This is a genomic window from Myxococcales bacterium (assembly GCA_016717005.1).
Classification (GTDB): Bacteria; Myxococcota_A; Polyangia; order Haliangiales; family Haliangiaceae; genus UBA2376.
The window spans coordinates 209,562-234,517 of record JADJUF010000039.1 but is presented as its reverse complement, the minus strand read 5'-3'; the positions used below and the strand labels follow the sequence as shown (position 1 = coordinate 234,517).

Here is a 24,956-nt window from a genome sequence, read left to right as displayed (position 1 = left end):
CCTGTGGCATGGTGCGCGGGTTGTCGCTGCAGTGGTACCCCGGACACATGACCAAGGCGCGGCGTGAGCTCGCCGAGCGCATGCCGTCGCAGGACGTCGTCGTCGAGATCCTCGACGCGCGCATGCCGTCGGCCAGCGCCAACCCGGTCATCACCGAGCTGCGCGGCGCCACGCCGGCCCTGAAGATCCTGACCCGCAGCGATCTGGCCGATCCGGCCGTGACCGCGGCGTGGCTGCGCTCCCTCGAGGCCGCGCCCGGCGACACCGTGCGCGCGTTCGCCGCGACCTCGACCCAGCCCGGCGAGACCCGCCGCCGCTTCGCCGACGCGCTCAAGCGTTTCGGGCTGGCGTCGTCGAGCGGCCGGCCGGTGCGGGCGCTGATCGCCGGCGTGCCCAACATCGGCAAGTCGACGCTGATCAACACGCTCATGGACCGCGCCGTCGCCAAGGTCAGCGACAAGCCCGCGGTCACCAAGATCCAGAAGACCGTGGCGCTGCCGACCGGCACGTTGCTCACCGACAGCCCGGGCCTCTTGTGGCCGCACATCGTCGACGAGTCGATCGCGTTCCGGCTCGCGCTCGGCGGCGTCATCCCCGACACCGCGATCGACTACCTGACGATCGGCCGGTTCGCGGCCGAGTACCTGCGCCAGCACTACCCGGCCGAGGTGGCCGCGCGCTTCAAGCTCGGGCCGCTCGGCCCCACCGGCGACGACGTGCTCGCCGAGCTCGGGCGCCGCCGGGGCTGCCTCCTGCCCGGCGGCGCGATCGATCTGCACAAGGCGTCCGAGCTCCTGGTCCACGAGTTCCGCGCCGGCCGGGTCGGCCGGGTCAGCCTCGAGACGCCGCCGGCCGACGCCCCCGCTCAATCGCCGGCGTGAGCCTCGAGCCAGGCCCGCAGCCTCAGCGTCTCGGGGCTGACGCCGCGCTTGCGCTCGAACCCGCGCAGCTTGTTCAGGGCCTCGCGCAAGTCGCCCGCGCGCACCTTGTCGGCGATCTTGGACCAGTCGCGGGCGCCCTTGTCGTCGAGGTCGGCCGGGGGATCGAACCGCACCGGGAGGTCGTCGCCGCGCGGCGCCAGCCCGGCCGCCGGGGCCGGACCCGCGGCCGGGCCGCCGGTGTCGTCGCAGCGCAGGCCCAGGCCGATCAGCCCGAGCACGAACACGGCGGCGACCGCGATCGCGAGGCCGCGGGTCGCGCGCGGTGACCAGGTCGCGGTCAGCCCCGGCGACGAGTGCGCCGCCGGCGCGCCCGCCGCCGGCGGCGTGATCAAGGCCAGCGGCGTGGTGGCCCCGGTCGAGGACGGCGTCGGCGGCGTGACCAACGCCGGCGGCGCGGTGGCCTCGGTCGAGGACGGCGCCGGCGCCGCCGCCTCGACGCGCGCGGCCAGGAGCGCGGCCAGCCCGGCGGCGTCGGGGCGGCGATCGGGCACGATCGCGAGCCCGGCCACGATCGCCGGCGCCAGCGGCCCCAGCCGCGCCAGCGCCGCGGGCTCGACCACCGGCGCGTCGCTCTTGGCGATCACGTCGGCCAGCGTGAGATCGGCGCGGGGCTTGGCGCCGGTGGCGATCTCGAGCAGCGTCGCCGCCAGCGCGAACACGTCGGACTGCGGGCTGGTGCGCCCGAGCGTCAGCGCCTCGGGCGCGGCGTACGACGGCGTGCCGACGAACTGACCGGCCAGGGTCACGTCGGAGTCGGGCAGGTGCGCGACGCCGAAGTCGACCAGCTTCCAGGTCCCGTCGGCGGCGCGCACGACGTTGGCCGGCTTGACGTCGCGGTGCAGGATGCCGCGGGCGTGGGCGGCCTCGAGCGCGCGCGCCAGCTGGATGCCGATCGCGATCACCTCGCCCGCGGGCAGCGGGCCGCGCCGCGCGAGCTCGTCCTTGAGGCTGGGGCCGGCCAGCAGCTCCATGACCAGGTACGGCTCGTCGTCGGCGACGCCCGAGTCGTAGACCGCCACGACCCCGGGGTGCGACAGCGCGGCCAGCGCGCGCGCCTCGGCCTCGAACCGCGCCAGGAAGATCGCCGCGGTCAGCCCGCGCACGTTCTTGACCCGCTTGATCGCGACCTCACGCCCGAGCCGCTCGTCGCGCGCGCGCACGATCGTCCCCATCGCGCCGGCGCCGAGCGCCGCCAGCACGCGGTAGCGTCCGATCATCGCCGCCGGCGCGTCGGCCATCACCCGGCCTGCGCGACCACGCCGAGGTCGCGCTCGAGCGCGCTGACCTCGTCACCGCTGTAGACCGCGAGGCGCTGCAGGCTGGGCACCGCGTCGCGGCAGCCGGTGAAGCCGATGTTGAGCGTGCCGGCGTAGCCGTTGATCGTGATGTTCAGGCCCTGGCCGTGGTACGGGATCGACAGCGGGTACAGGGCGTCGAGCCGCGCGCCGCGGAAGTACAGCGGCTGCTCGGGGCCGGGCACGTTCGAGACGACCACGTTGAACGTCGGGCGCAGCCAGCTGGCCGCGGTCGGCAGCTGCTGCATGACCAGCGGCGCCATCAGCGCGGCGCTGTACTGCATGATCGCCGAGCGCGACAGCCCGGCCAGCTGCTCCTTGGCCCGGCGGGTCGAGGCGATCACCGCCGCCAGGCGCGCGCACGGATCGTCGATGTCGGTGGCCAGCGAGCACAGGATCGCGCCGACCGCGTTGCCGCCGCCGGGATCGTCCTTGGGCCGGATGTTGACCGGCACCATCGCGGTCAGCGGCTCGTCGGGCAGGCCGTCGCGCTCGTGCAGGTACCGGCGCAGCGCGCCGCCGCAGACCGCGAGCGCGACGTCGTTGATCGTGCCGCCGCCGGCCTTGGCCACGGCCCGCAGGCGCTCGATCGGGTACTGCTGGGTCGCGAACCGGCGGTTGCGCGAGATGCGCCGGTTGATCAGCGTCCGCGGCGCGCCCATCGGCGCCACCAGCGTGCGGTCGCCGTCGCGCCGGGCCCGGACCACGTTCATGATCGCGCGCCCGGCCTCGCGGGTGGCGCCGAGCTGACCGCGCACCGCCTCGAGCACGCGCTCGAAGGTCGGGGCCGGCTCGGACTCGGCGGTGATCGACCGGGCCCGCGGCGGCCGCGCGAAGAACATCGGCGTGTCGCGATCGTCGGCGTCGTGGGCCAGGCTGCGGGCCAGGAGCTTCATGCTGGTGTAGCCGTCGACCAGCGCGTGGTGGATCTTGAAGTACATCGCGAACCGCCCGCCCTCGAGGCCCTCGATGAAGTGGACCTCCCACGGCGGCCGGTGGAAGTCGATCGGGATCGAGTGCAGCCGCGACACCAGGATGCCGAGCTCGCGCTCGTCGCCGGGCGACGGCAGGGCCGAGCGCCGCACGTGGTACTCGAGGTCGACGTTCGGCTCCTCGATCCACGCCTGCAGCGGGTTCTTGAGCAGCTCGGGCGTCCACAGCCGCAGGTTCCACGGCGGGTAGATCTCGACCGACGCGCGCAGCTCGTCGGCCAGGTGGCGCAGGAGCTGCGGGTGGGCGTCGGGCGGCGGCGTGAACACCAGCAGCCCGCCGACGTGCATCATCGCCTCGCGGGTCTCGGCCGCCAGGAAGAACGCGTCGAACACCGAGAGCTTCTTGCCAGCCATCGAGCCTCCGCCGGCATTGTATCCCGGGCGGCGCGAGGCCGTGCTACATGGCGCCCCCCATGTCGCACGCCGAAACCATCGCCGCGCTGTGGCGCGCGTCGCCGGTCATCCTGGCGCCGATGGAGGACGTCACCGACGCGGTCTACCGGCGCGCGTGCCGACAGCTCGGCGCCGACCTGTGCGTGACCGAGTTCGTGCGCGCCGAGCAGATGATCGCGCGCAGCAAGCTGGCCCGGCGCAAGGCCACGCTCGGGCCCGACGACCGCCCGACCGCGATCCAGATCTACGGCGCCGACGCCCGGCTGCTCATGGAGGCGGCCGAGATCGCGGCCGCGGCGGCGCCGGCCTACGTCGACGTCAACTGCGGCTGCTGGGTGCCGCGGATCGCCCGCGGCGGCGCCGGCGCGGCCTGGCTGCGCGACCCGGCCAAGATGGTCGCGATGGCGCAGCAGGTCGTGGCCGCGGTCGGGCTGCCGGTGACGGTCAAGACCCGCATCGGCTGGGGGCCCGAGTCGGACATGCCGATCGTCGATCTGGCGCGCCGGCTCGAGGACGTCGGCGTGGCCGGCCTGACGATCCACTGCCGCACCGCCCAGCAGGGCCACGGCGGCGCCGCCGACTGGAGCTGGGCCCGGCGCGCGCGCGAGGTCGTGGCGATGCCGGTGACCGTCAACGGCGACGTGGCCACCGCCGACGACGCGGCGCGGGCGCTGGCCGAGACCGGCTGCGCCGCGGTGATGATCGGCCGGGCCGCGGTCAGCTACCCGTGGGTGTTCCGGGAGGCCCGGGCCTGGCTGGCCCGCGGCGCGCGGGTGGCGCCGGCGACCGCCGATGAGCGCCGGGTCATGTACCGCGATCTGCTGGCCGCGAACGTGGCGGCGCGCGGCCCGGTGTTCGGCGTGCGGGTCACCCGTCGGCACGTGCCGATCGTGGCGCCGCTCCTGGACGAGGCCGCCCGCCGGGCCCTGTACGTCGCGCCGACGGTTGACGAAGCGCTCGCGCTGGTCGGGATCGCGGCGTAGACTGCGCGCCTCATGGCACCCCTACCTACGTCTCATCGGTCGCCGCGCTGGACGCGCCTCGGCGCCGTCGTGGTCCTCGCGACCAGCCTGCTCGCCGGCGCGTGCCAGCGCGAGAAGGCCAAGAACAAGTCCGGCGGCTCGGCGGCGACGACCGTCACGGTCGCCGATCTCGGCCAGCCCGGCCCCGACGGCGTCTACGACATCGACTCGAAGGACATCCTGGCGCGCGACAAGACCGCGGCCGCGGTCGACGTCAAGCACGTGCTGATCGGCTGGGACAAGCTGTCGGCCGTCTACGGCGGCCGCATGGACCCGCGCGCCGCCAAGCGCTCCAACCAGGACGCCGCGCTCCTGGCCAAGCAGGTCGCGGCGCAGCTCAAGGCCGCGCCCGATCGGATCGACGAGCTGGTCAAGCAGCACTCCGAGGATCCTGGCTCGCAGTCCGGGGAGCCCTACCAGATCACCTCCGAGGCGCCGTTCGTGCCCGAGTTCAAGAAGCTCGGCCTGCGGCTCGAGGTCAAGGAGGTCGGCATCGTCAAGACCCAGTTCGGCTACCACGTGATGGAGCGCATCGCGCCGCCGCCGCCGGATCCGCTCGAGTCGGCGGACATCCTGGCCCGCCCGGCGGGGACCGAGACGGTGATCGTCCAGCACGTGCTGATCGGCTGGAAGGACGTGCCGATGGCCAAGCAGCGCCCCCTCGATCCGCGGGCGCAGAACCGCACCAAGGAGGAGGCCGACAAGATCGCGCAGGACGTGCTGGCCAAGGTCAAGGGCGGCGCCGACATGACCGCGCTGATGAAGGAGTTCTCCGAGGACCCGGGCTCGAAGGACGGGAAGTCCTACGACGTCGGGCCCGCGACCGGGTTCGTGCAGCCGTTCAAGGACCTCGCGCTGCGCCTGCAGCTGGGCGAGGCCGGCCTGGTCAAGACCGGGTTCGGCTGGCACGTGATCAAGCGCGTGCCGCCGCCGCCGCCGGATCCGCTCGAGTCGGCCGACATCCTGGCGCGCGCGCCGGTGACCGAGAAGTGCAAGGTCAAGCACATCCTGCTGGGCTGGTCCGAGGCCAACGCCGGCGACGAGCGCGGCAAGAAGCGCACCCGGGCCGAGCTCGACGCGCTGGTGGCCAAGACCGTCGCCGCGCTCGCCAAGGGCGACAAGATCGAGCCGCTGATGAAGTCGCTGTCCGAGGATCCGGGCTCGGCCGCGACCGGCAACAGCTACGACGTCGATCCCAACGCCGGCCTGGTCGCGCCGTTCAAGAACCTGTCGCTGCGGCTCAACGTGGGCGAGGTCGGCGTGGTCAAGACTCAGTTCGGCTTCCACATCATCCAGCGCACCGAGTAGCGCGCGCGGCAACCCGCGGTCGCGCCCCGTCGGCGCGGTCGCCGCGCCGTGGGCGGCGTGGTCATCGTGCGCGCACGCGCACGCCGTCGGTGATGCGCTCGCCCGGGTGCAGGATGACGCGCTCGCCGACCGCGAGGCCTGCGGTGACCTCGCCGACCTCGGCGTTGCGCTGGCCCAGGGTCACGACCCGCCGGCGCGCGACGCCGTCGGCGACGACGTAGACCGACCAGCCATCGCCGGCCCGGCGCAGCGCGCCCAGCGGCACCGCGGTGACCTCGGGCAGCTCGACGGTGACGATCGCCACCTCGACCCGCCAGCCGTCGCCGAGGCCGGCCCAGGCCTGGGGCGGCGCGGTCAGATCGATCACGACGTCGACCCGCTGCTCCTCGACGCCTAGCGCCGACAGCCGGGTCGTGGCCGACGGCTCGACCCGCCGGACCCGGCCCGCGACCGGCGGGCCGCCCCAGCCGGTGATCGTCGCGCTGGCGCCGGGCTGGATCGCGACCGCGTCGGCGGTCAGCACGTCGGCGACGATCTCGAGGTGGTGCGGATCGCCGAGCTCGAGCAGCGGCGTGCCCGGGGCGACCGCGCCGGCGCTGGGCACCAGCACCCGCAGCACCTGGCCCGACACCGGGGCCTCGACCAGCACGTCGTCGCCGTCGCCGCGCTGGCCGGTCCGCGCGGCCATGGCCTCGGCGGTGGTGAGGGCGTGGCGCGCGACCGCGGCCGCGAACTGGGCCGAGCTCAGATCGCGCGCGGCGATCTCGGCGGTGAGGTCGGCGCGATCGAGCTCGATGCCGGGCACGGCCTGCTGCGCCACCAGCGGCCTCAGGCGATCGCGCTCGCGCGCCGCGTACTCGGCGTTGATGCGGGCGCGCTCGACCGTGGCCTCGGCCTGGCGCCGCTGGGCCCGGGCCACGTCGACCCGGCCGGTCAGCTCGACCCGGGTGCGCGGGTCGAGCAGGGGCGCCGGCAGCGGCGCGATCCGCGCGACCACCGCGCCGGCCGCGACCGGGTCGCCCGCGCGCAGCTCGATCCGCCCCAGCGTCCCGGCCAGCGGCGCGGCCACCAGGTAGCGATCCTCGACCCGGGCCCGGCCGTCCTCGTCGACGGTGATCCGCAGCGGGGTGCGCGTGACCGGCGCGACCTCGACCGGCACCGGCTGTGGCCACATCGACCACACCAGCACGGCGACGATCGCGAGCAGCACCGCGCCGACGATGATCCGGGTGATCCAGCGTCGCATGGTCAGTCCCTCGCTTTCATGGCGTCGATCAGATCCAGGCGGTCGAGGCGGCGCCGCACCAGCGCCGCGGTCGCGAGCGCCGCGCCGCCCACCACCAGCGTCGCGAAGCCGTAGGTCTGGGCCGAGATCACCACCGGGAACCGGTACTGCTCCGGGTCGGCGGTCGCCATGAGCGCGCTGGCGAGCGCCCAGCCCGCGACCAGGCCCAGCGGCACCGCCAGCGCCACCTGGAACGCCAGCTGCCCGATCAGCACCACCGCGACCTCGCCGCGGCGGTAGCCGAGCACGCGCAGGGTCGCCAGGTCGCGGGCGCGCTCCGACAGCGCGACCCGGGCGTTGTTGTAGACGACGCCGACCGCGATCACGACGCCGAGGCCGACCACCAGCCACGTGAAGAACGTCATGCTGTCGCCCGACTGCGCGGCGAACGCGTCGCGGAAGCTGGCGACCTCGATCACCTCGACCACCGCCGGCACCTGCGCCAGCGTGGCCAGCAGGTGATCGCGCTCGCGCGCGTCGATCGCCAGGAGCACCTGCGATAGCTGCGGCGTCTCGTGCAGCGCCGCGGCCAGCGCGTCGAGGTCGAGGTAGGCGCTGAGGCCGAGGCGGTCGTCGACGGTCGCGGCCACCGGCAGCGTCAGCCGGCGGCGGTCGCCGTCGCGCCGCTCGATCGCGAGCCGGTCGCCGACGGCGACGCCGAGCCGGCGCGCCAGCACCTCGCTGATCAACAAGCCATCGCGCGGCACCGGCACCGGGCGGCCGCGGCCGTCGAGGATCCGCCGCAGCCGGTCGCCCGGGCGCTGGCCGGTCAGCACCAGGTCGCGGTGACCGCGCGGCCCGGTCATCCGCACCGGCACCGAGCGCACCGGCTCGGCCGCGAGCACGCCCGGCGCGTGCGCGAACCAGCCGAGGTCGGTCACCGGCGCCGGCCGCGCCAGCACCACGGCCACGTCCTCGCGCATGGAGCGCGCCATGACGTCGTCGAGCAAGAGGTCGAGCGAGTCGCGCGAGAACCGGCCGAGCACGACGATCGCGACCGCGAAGCCGACGCCGACCACCGACAGCAGCAGCGCCAGCGGCTTGCGCTCGATCTCGCGCACGATCACGCGCCCGAGCGGGCCCGCGACCCGGGTCAGGTGCAGCCACGACAGCAGGCCGGGCCGGTAGCGCGCCGGCGCCGGCGCCCGCATGGCCTCGGCCGGGGCCAGCCGCAGCACCCGGCGCATCGCCACGAACGCGCCGGCCACGGTCGCGCCCGCGCACACGACCAGCGCGATCGCGATCAGGTCGGGCTCGAGGTGGAACGCCAGCTCGGGGAAGTGGAAGAACCGGACGTAGAGCTGGGTCATCGCCGACCCGAGCGCGGCGCCGGCGCCGACCCCGAGCGCGCCGCCGGCCAGCACGATCACCGCGGCGAACCCGCCGACGTGGCGGGCGATGGCGGCGCGCCGGTAGCCGAGCGCGCGCAGCACCGCGAGCTGCTCGCGCTGGAGCTGGATCAGCCGGCCCAGGACGACGTTGAGCAAGAACGCGGCGACCAGCAGGAACACCACCGGCACCCGGGTCGCGAGCACCTCGAGCTGCTCGAGCTCCTGGCTGACGAAGCGGTGCGACAGCTGCTGGTCGCGGCCGTACGCCCCGAGCCCGCCCCACGGGGTCAGCTCGCGGTCGATCGCGGCGATGACGACGTCGGGCTTGGCGTCCTCGGTCAGGACGAAGGTCACGTCGTCGAACGCCGCGACCCGGCCGGTGCGCGCGGCCAGCGCCCGGCGCGGCATCCACACCACCACGACGCCGGCCGGGTTGATCACGCCGCCCGCGACCGGGAACACGTGCTCGGGTGACATGACCGTGCCGACCACGCGCAGCCGGTGGCGGCGGCCGGCCATGACCACCTCGAGGCGATCCCCGGGCGCGAGCTGGTGCACGGCCGCGAAGCTCTCGAGCACGACCACCTCGTCGGCGCGGCCCGGCTCGGGCCCGCGGCCCTGGCGGAGCACCAGCCCGCGCAGCGAGCCGTCGTCGGGCAGCGACACCGCGGTGCCGGTGGCGGGCCGCGCCTGCCCCGGCATCCACGCCGCCAGCGGCTCGACCAGGCGCGGCGTCACCGCCGCGACGCCCGGGATCGCGGCCAGGCGGTCGCCCACGACGTCGGGCGCGCGCTCGAGGTGCACGAACAGATCGGGGAAGCCCTGGGCCGCGTAGTAGTCGTCGCGGGCGGCGCCGAGCGCGCGGTAGGTGCCGGTCAGGCTGATCGTCGCCGCGACGCCGGCCGCCAGCACCAGCGCGATCGTGATGACCTGGCCGCGCATGCGGCCGAGGTCGCGCAGCAGCTTGCGATCGATCGCCCGCATCACCAGTCCAGCTCGGCCGGGGGCCGGCGCGCGGGGTTGACGCGGGTGTCGCCGATGCGCCCGTCCTTCATCGTCACGACCCGATCGGCCATGTCGCCGATGACCGCGTTGTGGGTGATGATCGCGGTGGCGGTGCCGAAGCGCCGGTTGACCGCGAGCAGGGCCTCGAGCACCAGGCGCCCGGTCTTGCCGTCGAGCGCGCCGGTCGGCTCGTCGCACAGGAGCACCGCGGGGCGCTTGGCGATCGCGCGCGCGATCGCGACCCGCTGCTGCTCGCCGCCGGACAGCTGCGCCGGGAAGTGGTCGAGGCGCGCGTCGAGGCCGACCACGGCGAGGGCCTCGGCCGGCGGCATCGGGGCGGCGACCAGATCGGCGGCGAGCTGCACGTTCTCGCGCGCGGTCAGGCTCGGCACCAGGTTGTAGAACTGGAACACGAAGCCGATGTGCGCGCGCCGGAACTCGGTGAGCTCGTCGTCGCTGGCGCGGGTGAGGTCCTGGGCGCCGTGGTGGAGCGTCCCGCTGGTGGCGGCGTCGAGGCCGCCGAGGATGTTGAGCAAGGTCGACTTGCCGGACCCCGACGGCCCCAGCAGCACCAAGAGCTCGCCGGCGCGCAGCTCGAAGTCCACGCCGTCCAGCGCCCGCACCTCGGTCAGCCCGGCGCCATAGACCTTGGTCAGCTGGCGCGCGCGCAGGACGGTCTCGACAGGCGCGGTCACGCCCCCTCCAGACGCAAGCGGCACGCCAGCGACCGCGCGCGCTGCGCCCGCCGCGAGCGCAAGGCTGGCGGTTGCCGCGCGGCGACACGCACGGCTTGCGCAGCCGCGGGGAGGCGTCAGTGCGCCGCGGGGTCGAGCCACTGGATGCGCTCGCGGGTCTGGGCCTCGAGCGCGGCCGCCTGGCTGGGATCCTCGGCCAGCATCACGATGCGCACGCCGCCGCCGATCTCGGTGACCGTCACGCGCGTGCCCTTGTGCACGACCGGACAGTGGCCGACGTCGCCGGGCCCGCCGTGGGCGCCGGTGTGCGGCATCGCCGCGGGATCGGGCGCGCCAGCGGCGGCGTGGTGGGTGGCGCGGGCCACGATCTCGCGGGCCGCGCCGAGATCCGGCGACGTGATGTCGAGCGCGACGCCGCCCGAGACCGGCGTCATGAGGGTCACCGCGCCGTCGACCGCGCTCGGGCAGTTGCCCATCCGGCCCTCGAGCTTGCCGGCGGGCCCGCTCGGCGGTGGTGGCGCTGGGGCAGCCTTGCAGGCCGCCAGGAGCATCAGGGCGATCAGGCCGCAGGTCGTGCGCATGTGAACCTCCTCGAGCTCGTGCGCACCCAGGAGGAGCAAGGCGCGTGCCGGCGTCAGCGCTGCCGTCGGCGGACGATCAGCTTGCGCAGCTCCTCGACCCACAGCACCAGGCTCCCGACCGCGCCCAGCGCCACGGCCACCTCGAGCCCGAACGGCGTCGTGTAGAACCGCTGGCCCAGCGGCGGCCAGAACACGACCGCCGCCTGCAGCAGGTTGCCGATCACCAGCCCGCCGATGAGCCAGCGGTTGCGCAGCACGTCGGTGTGCAGGGCCGAGCGGGTCTCCGAGCGGCAGTTGAGGACGTTCCACCACTCGCAGATCGCCAGCAGCGTGAACGTCTCGGTGCGGACCTGGTCGTGGGGGACGCCGGCGGCGGTGCGCCACAGGAACCAGCCCAGGGTCACGGCGACGATCGTCGGCACCATCACCGCCATGCGCGCCAGCAGCACGCGGGTCAGGAGCGGCTCGCTCGGCGAGATCGGCGGCCGCGTCATCTCGTCGCCCTCGCGCTCCTCCATCACCAGGTTGACCGTGATGAGCCCCTCGGTGACCAGGTTGTTCCACAGGATCTGCACCGCGACGAACGGCGGCGGGTAGCCCAGCACCATCGCCAGCAGCAGCACCAGCACCTCGGCCGCCGAGGTCGAGAACAGCAGCAGCACCGCCTTCTTCAGGTTGCGGTAGACGACGCGCCCCTCCTCGGCGGCCGCCGCGATGCTGGCGAAGTTGTCGTCGATCAGCACGATCTTGGCCGCCTCCTTGGCGACCTCGGTGCCGCCCAGGCCCATCGCGACGCCGACGTCGGCCTTGACCAGCGCCGGCGCGTCGTTGACGCCGTCCCCGGTCATCGCGACCACCTCGCCCCGGGCCTGGAGCGCGCTGACGATGCGCAGCTTCTGGGCCGGGTGGACCCGGGCGAACACCGCGATGCGATCGATGCGCGCGGCCAGCTCGGCGTCGGTCAGCGCCGCGAGCTCGCGCCCGTCGAGGGCCTCGCTGTCCGCGCCGGCGATGCCGAGCGCGGTGGCGATCGCCAGCCCGGTCGCCTTGTGGTCGCCGGTGACCATGACCGTGCGGATGCCGGCGGCGCGACAGCGCGCGACCGCGTCGGCGACCTCGGGCCGCGGCGGATCGTGCTGGCCGATCAGCCCGAGCAGCGTCACCCGCCCCGCCAGCGCCGCGAACCCGGCCTCGGGCGCGAGCGTCGCGCCGGCGATGGCGCCGACCGCCAGCACCCGCAGGCCCTGGGCGGCCATGCGCTCGGCCGCCAGGCGCAGCGCGCCGCGGTCGTCGTCATCGAGCGCGACGTCGACGGCGCCCCGGCGCGCGGTCGCGCACTGCGCCAGCAGCTCCTCGGGCGCGCCCTTGACCAGCACCTGGCGCGCGCCGTCGGGGCCGACGTGCGCGGTCGCCATCAGCTTGGCGGCCGGGTCGAACGGCAGCTCGGCCGCGCGCGCGTGCGCGGCGCGCACGGCCGTGACGTCGACGCCGCCCTTGAGCGCCAGCGTCACCAGCGCGATCTCGGTCGGGTCGCCGACGGTGCGCCAGCCGGCGCCGTCGGCGTGGACGTGGGCGTCGTTGCACAGCGCCGCGGCCTCGAGCAGCGCGCGCACCGGCGCGTCGTCAGCCGCCACCGCCGCGCCGGCGGCGTCGAGGATCGCGCCGGCCGGGGCGTAGCCGACGCCGGTCACCGTGAGCGCGCGATCGTCGGGCAGCCACAGCGCGGTCACGGTCATCTCGTTGCGGGTCAGCGTGCCGGTCTTGTCGGTGCAGATCACCGTGGTCGAGCCCAGCGTCTCGACCGCCGCGAGCCGGCGGACCACGACGTTGCGGCGCGCCATCCGCTGCACGCCCAGCGCCAGCGCGATCGTCATCGCGACCGGCAGGCCCTCGGGGATCATGCCGACCACCTGGCTGATCGCGATCATCACGACCTCGGCCATCGGCACGCCGCGCGCGGCGCCGACCCCCAGCACCAGCGCGAACGTCACCGCCGCCGCGCCGATGAGGTAGCGTCCGAACTGCGCGATCCGTCGCTCGAGCGGCGTGGCCGGCTGGACCGCGGCCGCGGCCATCGCGGCGATCTGGCCGATCTCGGTCCTGGTGCCGGTGGCGACGACCACGGCGCGCCCGCGGCCCGCGGTCACGAGGGTGCCGGCGTGGAGGAGGCACGTCCGATCGGCCAGGGCCGCGTCCGCGGCCACGGGCTCGGGGGCCTTGGTGACCGCGACCGACTCGCCGGTCAGCGCGGCCTCGCTGACCTGCAGCGCGGCGGCGTCCAGCACCCGCGCGTCGGCGGTGATCGCGTCGCCGGCGTCGACCACGAGCACGTCGCCGGGCACCAGCGCGCTCGCGGCGATCTCCTCCTCGCGGCCGTCGCGCACCACGCGCGCGCGCTGCGTCGCCAGCTCGCGCAGCATCGCCAGCGATCGCTCGGCCCGGCCCTCCTGGAACGCGCCGATGATCGCGTTCGTGACGACGACCACGCCGATCACGATCGCGTCGCTCGGGTGGCCGAGCACCAGCGCCACGGCCGCGGCGCCGAGCAAGAGGTAGATGAGCGGGCTCGCGAACTGCGCGCCGAGCACCGCCAGCGCCGAGCGGCGGCGGGCCTCGGGCAGGGCGTTGGCGCCGTGGCGCGCGCGCCGGGCGCGGACCTCGGCCGCGGTCAGGCCGGTCGCGGGCACGACGTCGAGGGTCGTCGCCGCCGCCTCGGCGGTCTGGGCGTGCCACGGCGCGGCGTCAACCATGCTCGAGGTGTACCGCGATCCGCGCGTCAGGCTCGGCCGTGACCGCGCGTTCAGCGCGTCGGCGCCAGCGGGCACTACGCCGCAGGCGCGCCCTGGTTACGGCCCGCGCGATCGCGACGATCGCGCTGTTACCGATGACGGTCGGCCACGTACTGCGGGGGTCACCAGGAGAACCCAGAGATGAAGAAGACCGCTGTCATGTTCACCGCGCTCGCCGCGCTCGCCGCCTGTGGCGACGCCGACGAGCCCGAGCTCACGCCCGACGCGGGCGCCACCACCGACGCGGCGCCGACGCCGACCACGTTCACCGTCCGCGTCGACAACGTCGCGCCGTGGACCGTGCTCAAGGCCGGGCTCGCGTCGACCAAGCTCGTGGCCACGCCCGGACCGCTGGCCTCCGGCGAGGCCTACGACTTCACCTTCACCGCCGGGCGCGGCCAGGCGCTGTCGTTCGCGACGATGTTCGGCGAGTCCAACGACTGGTTCTTCGCGCCGGGCCCGGCCGGCATCGCGCTCTACGACGGCGACGGCGCCCCGGTCAGCGGCGACGTCACGGCCCAGGTCGAGCTGTGGAACGCCGGCACCGAGCTCGATCAGGAGCCCGCCGTCGGCGACAGCACCGGTCCGCGCCAGAGCGGGCCCGACGCCGGCGCCCCCGATCCCGATCCGACCGTGCGCTCGATCCCGGTGACCGCGCCGCTGTCGAGCGGCGTGATGTTCACGCGCCCGGCGATCGACGCCGTGATCCGCGTGACCGTGACCCCGGGCGCCAACCGCCAGTTCACGGTGCGCCTGCAGAACGTGTCGACCGCGACCACGCTCGTGACCTCGGCCGGCAGCCGCGACGTCCACCTGTCGCCGGCGGTGTGGGCGCTCCACGCCGCGCCCGGACCGCTGTTCACGCCCGGCGCCGCCGACCGCGCGCAGGGCCTGGAGCAGGTGGCCGAGTCGGGCCGCGGCGCCGGCCTGGTCAACGTCCTCGGCGTGCTCACCGGCGTCGCCACGCCGGCGTCGCCGCTGGTCTGGGCGGTCCACCGCGGCGGCACCCCGCTGTACGATCTCGGCGTCGCCGATCGCGGCGACGGGCTCGAGCGCCTCGCCGAGCGCGGCGACCCGCAGGTGCTGGCGGACTCGCTCGACGCGTCGCGCACGGGCCTGGTCGGCGCCGGCGTCCTCGCGGTCCCGGTCGGCGCCGCCGGCCCCGGGCCGGCCCGGCCGGGCCAGGCGTACGAGGCCGAGATCTCCGCGCTGCCCGGCGACCGGCTGTCGTTCGCGACCATGTTCGGCATGTCGAACGACTGGTTCTTCGCGTCGGACCCCGCCGGGATCATGCTGTTCAACCCCGACGGCTCGCCGATGAGCGGCGACGTCACCCACATGGTCGGCATCTACGACGCCGGCACCGAGCTCGACGAGGAGCTCGGCATCGGGCCCAACACCGCGCCGCAGCAGGCGACGCCCGACAGCGGCGCGCCCGACCCGATCCGGCAGGTGCGCGCGGTCGGCGCGCGCTACCCGGCGCCGGCCAGCGCCCACCTGCGCGTGACGCTGACCCCGCGCTGACCTGGCGCTGACCCCGCGCCGACGCTGGCGCCCGCGTGGATCGCCCGCGCGGGCGTCGCCGTGCGCGTGGTACGATCGTCGACCATGCGCGCGCGCTACACGACTCTCGAGCGGCTGGGCGGCGGCGGCCAGGCCGAGGTGTACCGGGGCGTGGCCGAGACCCTGCAAGGCTTCCGCAAGACCGTCGCGATCAAGCGGGTGCTGCCGTCGCTGGCCAACAACCCGCGGTTCGTGTCGATGTTCCTCGACGAGGCTCGGCTGTCGCTGTTCCTCCAGCACGCCAACGTGGTCCAGGTCTTCGACATCCACCGCGCCGTCGACGACGCCTACCTGCTGATCATGGAGTTCGTCGACGGGTGCGACCTCAAGGCCGCGCTCGAGCGCGAGGCCCAGCGCGGGCGCCTGCTCGAGCCGCGCCTGGCGCTCCACATCATCATCGAGTGCTGCAAGGGCCTGCACTACGCCCACGTGCTCGACCACCCCGAGACCAACCAGCCGCTGCACATCGTCCACCGCGACGTGTCGCCGCCCAACATCATGCTGTCGAAGAACGGCGAGGTGAAGATCGTCGACTTCGGCCTGGCCAAGGCCAACAGCCAGGTCGAACAGACCGACCAGGGCGTGGTCAAGGGCAAGTTCAGCTACCTGTCGCCCGAGGCCGCGTGGGGCCTCGAGGTCGACGCCCGCACCGACGTGTTCGCGATCGGCATCATCCTGTGGGAGATGCTGTCGGGGCGGCGCCTCTTCTACGGCGACACCGCCTACGCCACGGTCGAGCTGGTGCGCGAGGCGCGCGTGCCGTCGCTGACCGCGCTCAACCCCAACATCGACGCCGAGCTCGACGGCATCGTCCGGCAGGCGCTCGCGCGCGATCCGGCCCAGCGCTTCCAGTCGGCCGCCGACGTCGGCGACGCGCTGTCGCAGTACCTGTTCTCGCGCCAGTGGAAGGTGATGTCGCGCGACGTCGCCAACCTGGTGCGCGACGGCCGGGTCGCGGCCGCGCGCGGCGCCTCGAGCCGGCTGTCCTTGATCGACGCGCTGGTCGCCGACGAGCGCGCCCAGATGCTGGCCGACGTCGCCGCCGACCTGGCCGCCGGCCCGAGCCGGCCGACCGAGGCGTTCGGCCACGAGACCACCGAGTCGCGCGACTGGGTCGCCGAGCTCGGGCTCGACCAGCTCGACTAGCTCGACCAGCTCGACCAGCTCGACCAGCTCGACTAGCTCGACCAGCTCGACCAGCTCGACCAGCTCGACTAGCTCGAGCGGGCGTCAGCGCCGACCGGCGCCGGTGTAGACTCGAGGCATGGAGTCACCGCCGACGCTGCAGGGGCCGGTCGCGACCGCCTACGCCGCCGCGCTCCACGCGGTCGCCGTGGCCGACGGCGAGATGCAATCGCTCGAGAGCTCGCGGCTCGACCTGATCCTCGAGCGGCGCTGCCCGGGCGTCGATCACGAGTCGCTGTTCTTCGAGCGGGTCACGCCCGAGTCGTTCGCGGCGTCGGTCCGCGCCCACGCGGCCGACCAGCTCCAGGCGATCGGCCTGACCTTCGTCGGCGACGCCGTCGAGCTCGGCACCGTCGACGGCGAGCTGCGCGCGGTCGAGGCCCACGTCATCCTGCGCTGCGCCCGCGCCCTGGGCCTGTCGCAGTTCGACGTCGGCAGCGTCACCCGCGACCTCGACGAGTGGCTCGGCAGCCTGGCGTGAGCGCGGCCCGCGGCGGTGGCGCGCGCGCGGACGTCGACGCTCAGCGCCCGTCCGCCACGGCCCGGATCGCCCGGTAGAACGCGCGCAGCCGCTGCCGCCGGATCGTCGCGCCGAAGTCGCGCGCGGTCTCGCGGTTGGCCCCGCCGAGGCGGGCGCGGCGCGCCGGATCGTGCGCCAGCGCGTCGAGCGCCCTGGCCAGGCCGGCGACGTCGTCGACGGCGACCTGGGCCTCGGTCGGCAGCAGCTCGGGGACGCCGCCCACCGGGGAGGCGAGGCACGGCAGCCCCACCGCCATCGCCTCGATGAGCGAACGCGGCAGGCCCTCGGTCCGGGTCGGCAGCACGAACAGGTCCGCGGCCCGCAGCTGGTCGAAGACCGCATGGGCGGGCACCGTCCCGACGAACTGGACCCGCGCGGCCAGGCCGCGGGCGGCGGCGTCGGCCTCGAGCGCCGGCCGCAGCGCGCCATCGCCGACCACGGTCAGCCGGTGGGCGTCGCGGGTCCGCGCGAGCGCGGCCAGGAGGACGTCGAGCCCCTTGTACGGCCGGGCCAGCGAGCCGACGAAGACCAGGTCCAGCGTCGGTCCGGGCGCGATCGCCACCGGCGGCTGCGCGAACACGTCGTCGGGCAGCTCGAGATCCGACGCGCCGATCGTGAACGTGTCGGGCCGCGGCGGGAAGCGGCGCTGCAAGACCCGCTGCGTGACGAACCGGCTGGCGCTCACGCCGGCGACCTGGCGGCGCAAGAGCCAGCGGCCGATCGTGGCCAGGCGCACCAGCGAGCCGCCGGCCGCCACCAGGCTCTCGCCCGGATCGCCGACGACCTCGATCGCGTACGGCCGTCGGGTCGCGCGGGCGGCGGCGTGGACCGCGGTCGCGACGACGCCGGGCGCGCGCACGAGCACGACGTCGACGGCGCGCGTCGTCGCCACGGCGGCGCGCACCAGCCCGGGCGCGCGGGTGACCAGGGCCCCGGGGCCGACGAAGTCAGGCACGGCGACCACGCGGACGCCGGGCCCGTCGACGCGCCGATCGCCGGCGCGCGCCGGCCGGTCGCCGACCCGCGCCAGCAGCACGACCTCGTCGAAGACGTCGGCGAGCTCGGACCAGAACTTGTACGGGTAGCTGGCGTCGGTGTAGACGCCGTCGGCGCCGCGGACGAAGTGGTACTCGGAGCTGACCGCGATCTTCACGCGGTCACCGCCGACCGCGACGATGGCCGCTGACGATCTGGTGGTAGATGCGCGCGACCTCGGCGCCGGTCCGGCGCACGTCCATCACCTCGCGCGCCAGCGCCTCGCCGGCCGTCGCCAGCCGCCGCGCGCGCTCGGGTGAGGCCAGGGCCTCGACGATCGTGTCGGCGAGGGCGCCGGGGCTGCGCGGCGGCACCAGCCAGCCGGTCTCGCCATCCCGGACCAGGTCGGGCAGGCCCCCGACCCGGGTCGCGATGGTCGGTCGACCCAGCAGCAGCGACTCCGACGCGCCGCCCAGGTTCTCCGAGTGCGACGGGTGCACCACCAGCTCCATCTCGGCGTAGAGATCGGGGACGTCGGTGCGGGTGCCCAGGAACAGCGCGGCGTCGCCGAGGCGCGCGCGGCCCAGGGCTCGGACCCGGCGCTCGTAATCGACCGCGCCGGCCCAGGCCCCGCCGACGAACACGCCGATCACGTCGTGGCCGCGGGCGCGCACCCGGGCGAGCGCCTCGATCAGATCCTCGTGGCCCTTGAGGCCGGCGCGCTGCCCCAGCCACCACCGCGGCGCGTACATGAACGCGACCAGCCCGACCAGGTGACTGTCGGGCGCCAGGCGGTGCTCGGCCCGCAGCTGGCCCGGCGCGCGGCGCGGCACGAACTGCTCGACGTCGACGCCGTAGACCGAGTGGAAGACCCGGCTCGGCTCGATCCCGCTGGCGAGGTAGCGGCGGCAGGTCCACTCGCACGAGCCGATCCAGTAGTCGGCCGGGCCGGCGACCGCGAGCTCGCCGGCGCGCGTCACCGGGTGCTCGAGGTGGAGCGGCCCCGGGACCTGGAACACCCTCGGGATCGGGTGGTCCGGTCCCAGCGCGAGCCGCATGGTCAGGGTCGTCGACACGAAGTGGCTGTGGATCAGCTCGGGGCGGATCTCCGCGACCAGCGCGCGCAGGCGCGCGGCGGCCGCCACCGACCGGCCGGGGTGGCGCACGCTCGCGCCGACGTCGGCGATGTGGACCGTGGCGCCGGCGGCGCGGTAGCGCGCGACCATCGGGCCGTCCGGGACCGCGACGTGGAGCTCGACGCCGTGCGCGACCAGCTGGGCGATCTGACGCTCGGCCCACGTCGCGCCGGTGCCGATCTTGATGAGCTGCAGGACGCGCACGCGCCGCTACTCTACACCGGACGCGCCCGGCGCCGCCCGCCGGCGATCCAAGGCGCCATCCGCCACGGCCGCTCGACGATCACCGTCGGCGGCGCTGACGCGATCGGGGGCGCCACGTCACCGACCTCGTCCGGCCGCGCGCGATCGCCGCGCCGCTACTGGCCGGGGCCGCCGGCGGCGGGGGTGACCTCGTCGCCGACCGGGGTGTTGTCGCTGCGGTCGACGCGCAGGCTGTCGCGCTGCGGGATCTCGGCGGCGAGGCGCTCGGGGAAGCGGAACGTGGCCTGGACCACGAACGTCGTGCGGTCGTACTCGAGCGCGGCGCTCGCGACGCCGGTCGAGGTGCCGGGGATCTGGCGCAGGTGCTGGGCCCGCAGCGTCACGGTCACGTCGCCGCGGGGCGCGTAGGTGAGCGCGACGTCGGCGTTGACGACGTTGACGCTCGAGGTCACCTGATCGCCGCGCACGATCTGGTTGCGGCTCGCGCCGAGCGCGCCCGACGCGACCAGGCGCGGCAGGTTGGGATCGTCGGTCAGCCACGGCAACGGCAGGGACGCGTTGGCGATCGCGCTGTCGCTGATCGTGTTCTCGGCGATGTACAGGTTGGGCGCCATCGACCGGCGCAGCGCCAGCCCGGCCGAGCCCCACACCGGCGTGTAGCCGACGTTGATGCCGAACGTGGGCTGGATCATGCTCGGGGCGTCGTCGAGCGACGCGATCCACGCGCCGCCGACGTCGGCGAGCGCGGTCCAGCGCGGCGTGAAGTCGCGGCGGAACGACAGCACCAGGTTGCTGTTGATCGAGCGGGCGTCGGTGGCGCCCTGCTCGAGCGTCACGTACCGGGCCTGGCCGTGGATCGCCAGCGCGCTGCGCTTCCAGCCGCGGTCGGCGCCGAGGCTGCCGCCGACCTCGTAGCCGCCGCTGTCGCCGCCGCCGTCGATCGAGGTCGAGAACCGCCGGGCCGCGAGCCCCTGGGTCAGGCGCAGCTCGGGCGTCACGCCGAAGTTGAGCCCCTGGCCGGCGTCGAGGCCCCAGAACGTGCCGTTGCCGCTGACGGTCGCGACCGGCTGGCCCTCGGACGGCGCCGCCTGGGTCGACAGCGCCGCGAGCGTGCCGGCCGAGAACGTCACCGACGAGTTCAGCTCGGTCCGGGGCGAGGTCAGGTAGAACCCGCGCCAGGTGGCGTGGTGGCCGAGCGACCGGGCCTCGTCGTGGGCCAGGTACAGGTTGGCCTCGAGGTCGTACTCGAGGTTGTGCGTGGTCCGCTGGGTCTCGTAGGTGCCGAGCACCCCGGGCCGGAACTGGATCTGGAAGTCGCCCTCGTGGGGCGGCAGCGGCGCGACCGCGTCGTCGGGCACCGCGAACAGGTTGTCGGTCCACGACACCTGGGTGGTGCCCACGACGTGCAGGCTGTAGTTGGCGTCGGCGCGCGCCGAGCCGCCCGCGAGCGCGCACCCCAGCCCCGCACCGACGATCGAGAGCGAACGGACCCGCACGATGGCGCCACGCTAGCACGAGGTCGGCGGCGCGGCCCCGCGACGCGGTGACTCAGCGGCGACTGGCGGCCTGCCGTCGGAACCTCAGCGCTTGTAACTTTTTCGGTCGAGCACCGAGCCGGGCGCCGGGAGTTTCGCGTCCTGGGTGGGGGCCCTCATCGGGGCTTGCCCCCGAGATGCCGACCCGATTCAGGCGAGACCTCGGACGTCGGAGCACCCCCTGCACCTGCCTGGGTTCGGCGACGAACCCGCTGGAACTCAGCCCGGCTCGCGCAGCGCCTCCTTCATGATCTTGCCGCTCGAGTTCTTGGGCAGGTCGTCGCGCAGCTCGATCTGCGCCGGGATCTTGTAGGCCGGCAGGCGGCCCTTGAGGAACACCCCGAGGGTCGCGGCGTCGATGCCGCCCGGGCTGCACGGGACGACGAACGCGCGCAGCTTGTCGCCGAGCAGCTCGTCGGGCACGCCGAGGACCGCGCACTCGTGGACCGCCGGGTGCTCGAGGATCGCGTCCTCGATCTCCTTGGCCGACACCCGGTGGCCGCCGACCTTGAGCAGGTCGCGGGCCCGGCCGACCAGCCACAGGCGCCCGGCGCTGTCGCGCCGCGCCAGGTCACCGGTGCGGTAGCCGTGGGGGCCGAGCACGCGCGCGGTCTCGTCGGGATCGTTCCAGTAGCCCTCCATCAGGTTGGGCCCCTCGGCGTAGAGCTCGCCCGGCTGGTCGACCGCGCACGGGGCGCCGTCGGGATCGCGCACGGTCAGGGTCACGCCGGGGATGGCACGGCCGATCGCGCCGACCGCGTCGGGCAGCTCGGCCGGCGGCACGTACGCCAGCCGGGCCGAGGCCTCGGTGGCGCCGTACATGACGAACAGCCGGCGGGCGCCGACGGCGTCGAGCACCGCGCGCGTGAGCGTCGGGCTCATGCCGCCGCCGGCCTGGGTCAGCCAGCGCAGGTCGGGCAGGCCGGCGCCGAGGCGGGCCGCGAAGTCGGTCCGGTGCATCAGGATCGCGTAGGTCGACGGCACGCCCGAGATCCCGGTGACCCGCTCGCGCGCGAGCGTGTCGAGCGCGGTGGTCGGGTACTGGAAGCGGTTCTCGACGACGACGGCGCCCGCGACGGCGAACGTCATCGTCAGGATCGACAGGCCGTAGACGTAGAAGAACGGCAGCAGCGCCAGCGCGCGCTCGTCGTCGCCGAGCTCGAGGTAGCTGACGATCGAGCGCACGTTGGCGATGATGTTGCCGTGGCGCAGCACCGCGCCGCGCGGGCGCCCGGTCGAGCCCGAGGTGTAGATGATCGCCGCGCGATCGGTGGGCGCGATCGCCACGGTCGGCGTCGACGCGGGACCCGCGCTCGCGGCCGGCACGACCGTCGCTGGGTGTCACCGCGGTCGCGAGCGTGGCGGCGCTCGCGGCCGGCGCGACGATCGTGATCGCGCCCAGCGCGGCCCCGGCCTGGGCCACGATCCGCTCGAGCCGCGGCCCGACCAGCAGCACCTGGGCGCCGCAGTCGGTGACGTAGTGCACGAGCGAGTGCGGATCGGCCGCGGTGTTGATCGGGACCGCCACGGCGCCGGCCGCGAGCGCGCCGAAGAACCCGGCCACCCAGGGCAGGCCGTTGTGGGCCAGGAGCGCCACGCGATCGCCCGGCGCGACCCCGAGCTCGCGCAGCTGGTGCGCGACCGTAGCGGCCGCGGCCGCGACCTCGGCGTAGGTCCAGCGCCCGGCGCCGGGCTCGTGGGCGACCAGGGCCTCGCGCGCCGGCGCGCGGGCCGCGGTCGCGAACAGGAGGTCGTGGACCAGCTCGCTCATCGCCGGCGATGGTAGCGCGCTCGCGCCCGGGCGATCACCGCGGCGGGGCCCTGCGCGCGATCCGGATACGGCCGCGCGCTGGCCGAGCTGGTGCCGCGCGCGGTCGATCGCCTCGAGGACCACGAGTGGGTCGACGGCGAGCTGGTCGCCGGGCTCGCGCTCGGCTGGAACTTCGGCGACGGCCACCTCCACGACGAGGGCCTGATCGCCGCGCTGCAGGCCCAGTGCGAGTTCGCGCCCGGCGAGCTGCGCTGCGTCCTGGTCGAGGCCCAGCCGCTGTGCCGCCCGACCCTGGCCTGGCGCATCGTCGACGCGGCCACCGGCGAGGTCGACCGCGGCACGCTCGCGATCGCCGACCTGCGCGCGCGCCAGCCCTGGGGCTGAGCGCGGCCGCGATCAGCGCGCGAACGTGGCCGTGAACGTGTCGGTGAAGCGCGCGAAGCCGGGATCGAGGTTGAGCGCCCAGCCGGCCTCGATCGCGCACGCCTCGAACCGCACCTGGGCCGCCAGATCGGCGACGCCACGGGCGCGGGCCACGACGTCGACCACCTCGACGCCGGTGGTCGCGACCTCGACGTCGAGCACCCACGGATCCGCGTCGAGGCCGACCGCGCACCCAGCCACGCGCTCGGCCAGGAGCGAGCGCAGCTCCGGCCGCGGCGGCCCCAGGCTGGCCTGGCCGACCAGCACGCTGGGCATGCTGTGGCCGTACGTCGAGCTCGAGCCGCCGCAGATCGACGAGATGCTGACGCCGGCCGGCTCGAAGCCGTCGTCGGGCAGGCCGCCCGGCGTCCAGGCCGCGCGGTCGGCGAGCAGGCTGGTGAACGCCGTCACCGCGCCGGTCAGGTGGGCCAGCGCGAGGACGTCGGCGTCGTCGAGCGCGAGCCCCAGCCCCAGCGCCAGGCGCCCGGCGCGGATCCGATCGGCCGGCCCGGCGGCCACGGTCGGCGACCACGTCCGGCCCCAGATCAGGCCGGCGACGGCCCCGGCGTCGGCGTCGATCGCGACGTGCCGGTAGCCATCGCCCTCGCGGACCTCGTCGACCAGGGGCGCGCCGCCGAGCGTGAGCTGCTCGATCCGGATCGGCCGCACCAGCTCGAGCAGCGGCGCCGGATCGCCGGCGCCGGCGACGGTGGCGACGATGCCGCCCCAGCCGTCGATGACCTGGACGAGGTGGTGGTCGAGCTCGCGCACCACCTCGGCCGCGCCCACGGTCGGCAGGATGGCGTGGGCGACCGCGTCGAGCGGCAGCGGCGCCAGGGCCTGGCGCAGGTCGGCGTCGGCGAGGTCCGGGCGCAGGCGATCGTCGGTGAACGCGACCAGCCGGCGCGGCCCCGACGCGGCGGCCAGCACCGTCGCCGCCAGCTCCAGCCCGCGGTCGAGGTGCGAGCCGTTGCCGACCGCGAGCGCCTGCGGCGGCAGCGCCGCGAGGCGAGCCGCGACCTCGCGCGCCGGCACCAGCTCGCCGAACAGCCGGCGCGCCGCGCGCCGCACCACGACCAGCTCGACCCGCGCGTCGGGCGCGTGCGCGAGGTAGCCGCGCACGATCGCGAGCTGATCGGCGACGCCGTCGGCGCCTTGGCTCTTCGACGCGTCGATCACGAACACCACCGCGGCTCGGCGCGGGACCTCGGCCAGGCGCGGCGCCACGGCCACGTCGACCGCGGTGATCGTCTGGCTCGCGGCCCGCACCGACGTCACCGTCCCGATCGCGCCGGGGCCGCTCGGGCCGCGCCAGGTGAGCACGACGTCGTCGGGCTGCGCGTCGCTGACGCCGAACCCGACGCACGCGTCGCCCACCGGCACGCCCAGGCGCTTGCTCGTCAGCGCGGCCGCCTCGATCCGACCGCCGGGCGCGGTCAGCGTCGGGGCGTCGTCGAGCTGCGGGAAGATCACGAGCCACTCGCCGCGGGCGTAGCAGGCCGGCACCACCGCCTCGTACTCGACGCCGACCCGCCCGCGCGCCGGCACGTGGGCCAGGGCCAGCTCGTGGACCCCGTGGTCGCCGGTCAGGAGCGCCGCGCCCCGGGCCGCGACGAACGGCGCGTCGAGGTACGCCTCGAACCGGCCCGCGGCGGCGTCGGCCGCCAGCAGCCGACCCGGGACCCAGTCGCCGCCGACGCGCTGGCGCAGGCCCACGACCACCGCGCTGGCCGGCAGCTCGAGCTGCACCGCGGCGCGGTCGGCGAAGCGCGAGCGGTTGAGCACGTCGTAGCGGACCCGCAGGTGGACGGTCCCGTCGACCAGCTCGCCGGAGACGCGGTAGCTCGCGAGCGCCAGGTCCGCGCCGCGCTCGGGCGAGGTGACGATGTCGGCCCGCGCCGCCGACGCCACCGTCGACGCACCGAGGGCCACGAGCAGACCGAGCAGCGGGCGCACGGGCCGTCTGACACCGTCGCGCGCGAGCGGTTCCCGCCGATCGCGGTCGGG

19 protein-coding genes and 1 pseudogene are annotated in these 24,956 nt (G+C 75.3%); 7 read left to right on the top strand and 13 right to left on the bottom strand.

Annotation, left to right across the window (positions count from 1 at the left end):
* The first annotated feature begins 20 nt into the window (after positions 1-20).
* A complete protein-coding gene (gene ylqF / locus IPL61_32010; GenBank protein MBK9035824.1) occupies positions 21-881 on the top strand; it encodes a ribosome biogenesis GTPase YlqF in 861 nt (286 codons plus the stop codon).
* Here the strand turns inward: ylqF and IPL61_32005 are convergent.
* Together IPL61_32005 and IPL61_32000 are read right to left on the bottom strand one after the other, a co-directional pair.
* Positions 866-2,179, bottom strand: a complete 1,314-nt coding sequence (locus tag IPL61_32005) for a serine/threonine protein kinase (protein ID MBK9035823.1) — start codon at positions 2,177-2,179, stop codon at positions 866-868. The two genes, ylqF and IPL61_32005, sit on opposite strands and share 16 nt — an antisense overlap.
* Positions 2,179-3,582: a wax ester/triacylglycerol synthase family O-acyltransferase gene (locus tag IPL61_32000; GenBank protein MBK9035822.1), complete on the bottom strand. Its 1,404-nt coding sequence runs from the start codon at positions 3,580-3,582 to the stop codon at positions 2,179-2,181. The genes IPL61_32005 and IPL61_32000 overlap by 1 nt, the downstream gene beginning before the upstream one ends.
* A 59-nt stretch (positions 3,583-3,641) precedes the next feature.
* On the opposite strand from IPL61_32000, the gene IPL61_31995 reads away from it, so the two are divergent.
* Together IPL61_31995 and IPL61_31990 are read left to right on the top strand one after the other, a co-directional pair.
* Positions 3,642-4,604, top strand: coding sequence for a tRNA-dihydrouridine synthase family protein (locus IPL61_31995; protein ID MBK9035821.1), 963 nt, complete (start codon positions 3,642-3,644; stop codon positions 4,602-4,604).
* 12 nt (positions 4,605-4,616) lie between these two features.
* On the top strand, positions 4,617-5,951 hold the full coding sequence (locus IPL61_31990) for a peptidylprolyl isomerase (protein MBK9035820.1): 1,335 nt from the start codon (positions 4,617-4,619) through the stop codon (positions 5,949-5,951).
* Between the two features lie 61 nt (positions 5,952-6,012).
* Here IPL61_31990 and IPL61_31985 read toward each other — a convergent pair whose 3' ends face one another.
* The 5 genes from IPL61_31985 to IPL61_31965 form a co-directional block, all read right to left on the bottom strand.
* Entirely contained in the window at positions 6,013-7,197 is a 1,185-nt protein-coding gene (locus IPL61_31985; protein MBK9035819.1) for an HlyD family efflux transporter periplasmic adaptor subunit, read from the bottom strand.
* Between the two features lie 2 nt (positions 7,198-7,199).
* Positions 7,200-9,551, bottom strand: a complete 2,352-nt coding sequence (locus IPL61_31980) for an ABC transporter permease (protein ID MBK9035818.1) — start codon at positions 9,549-9,551, stop codon at positions 7,200-7,202.
* Positions 9,551-10,267 carry an ABC transporter ATP-binding protein gene (locus IPL61_31975; protein MBK9035817.1) on the bottom strand — a complete coding sequence of 239 codons (717 nt, stop codon included), beginning with the start codon at positions 10,265-10,267 and terminating at the stop codon, positions 9,551-9,553. Before IPL61_31975 ends, IPL61_31980 begins: the two co-directional genes overlap by 1 nt.
* A gap of 116 nt (positions 10,268-10,383) precedes the next feature.
* Positions 10,384-10,848, bottom strand: a complete 465-nt coding sequence (locus IPL61_31970) for a hypothetical protein (protein MBK9035816.1) — start codon at positions 10,846-10,848, stop codon at positions 10,384-10,386.
* A gap of 53 nt (positions 10,849-10,901) precedes the next feature.
* Positions 10,902-13,598 (bottom strand): HAD-IC family P-type ATPase, encoded by a 2,697-nt coding sequence (locus tag IPL61_31965; GenBank protein MBK9035815.1) that lies wholly within the window; start codon positions 13,596-13,598, stop codon positions 10,902-10,904.
* 180 nt (positions 13,599-13,778) lie between these two features.
* Between IPL61_31965 and IPL61_31960 the strand changes: the two genes are divergently transcribed.
* The 3 genes from IPL61_31960 (at position 13,779) to IPL61_31950 (ending at position 16,866) form a co-directional block, all read left to right on the top strand.
* The gene (locus IPL61_31960; protein MBK9035814.1) at positions 13,779-15,161 is read left to right on the top strand and encodes a spondin domain-containing protein; all 1,383 of its coding nucleotides are present in this window, start codon (positions 13,779-13,781) and stop codon (positions 15,159-15,161) included.
* Between the two features lie 84 nt (positions 15,162-15,245).
* Positions 15,246-16,346, top strand: coding sequence for a serine/threonine protein kinase (locus tag IPL61_31955; protein ID MBK9035813.1), 1,101 nt, complete (start codon positions 15,246-15,248; stop codon positions 16,344-16,346).
* A gap of 118 nt (positions 16,347-16,464) precedes the next feature.
* Positions 16,465-16,866, top strand: coding sequence for a hypothetical protein (locus tag IPL61_31950; GenBank protein MBK9035812.1), 402 nt, complete (start codon positions 16,465-16,467; stop codon positions 16,864-16,866).
* 40 nt (positions 16,867-16,906) lie between these two features.
* Here the strand turns inward: IPL61_31950 and IPL61_31945 are convergent, their stop codons facing one another.
* The 5 genes and pseudogenes from IPL61_31945 to IPL61_31925 all read right to left on the bottom strand — a co-directional run bounded on the left by IPL61_31945 (position 16,907) and on the right by IPL61_31925 (position 22,526).
* Positions 16,907-18,058, bottom strand: coding sequence for a glycosyltransferase family 4 protein (locus tag IPL61_31945; GenBank protein MBK9035811.1), 1,152 nt, complete (start codon positions 18,056-18,058; stop codon positions 16,907-16,909).
* Between the two features lie 4 nt (positions 18,059-18,062).
* Complete coding sequence (locus tag IPL61_31940) at positions 18,063-19,220, bottom strand: glycosyltransferase family 4 protein (GenBank protein MBK9035810.1); 1,158 nt, start codon at positions 19,218-19,220, stop codon at positions 18,063-18,065.
* Positions 19,221-19,375: 155 nt separating this feature from the next.
* Positions 19,376-20,716 carry a hypothetical protein gene (locus IPL61_31935; protein MBK9035809.1) on the bottom strand — a complete coding sequence of 447 codons (1,341 nt, stop codon included), beginning with the start codon at positions 20,714-20,716 and terminating at the stop codon, positions 19,376-19,378.
* Between the two features lie 258 nt (positions 20,717-20,974).
* On the bottom strand, positions 20,975-22,042 hold the full coding sequence (locus IPL61_31930) for a long-chain fatty acid--CoA ligase (GenBank protein ID MBK9035808.1): 1,068 nt from the start codon (positions 22,040-22,042) through the stop codon (positions 20,975-20,977).
* Positions 22,043-22,136: 94 nt separating this feature from the next.
* Positions 22,137-22,526: pseudogene (locus tag IPL61_31925) on the bottom strand (acyl--CoA ligase).
* A gap of 90 nt (positions 22,527-22,616) precedes the next feature.
* Here IPL61_31925 and IPL61_31920 point away from each other — a divergent pair.
* Positions 22,617-22,910, top strand: a complete 294-nt coding sequence (locus IPL61_31920; GenBank protein MBK9035807.1) for a DUF3556 domain-containing protein — start codon at positions 22,617-22,619, stop codon at positions 22,908-22,910.
* Between the two features lie 12 nt (positions 22,911-22,922).
* Here the strand turns inward: IPL61_31920 and IPL61_31915 are convergent, their stop codons facing one another.
* Positions 22,923-24,905, bottom strand: coding sequence for a VWA domain-containing protein (locus IPL61_31915; GenBank protein ID MBK9035806.1), 1,983 nt, complete (start codon positions 24,903-24,905; stop codon positions 22,923-22,925).
* Between the last annotated feature and the right edge of the window lie 51 nt (positions 24,906-24,956).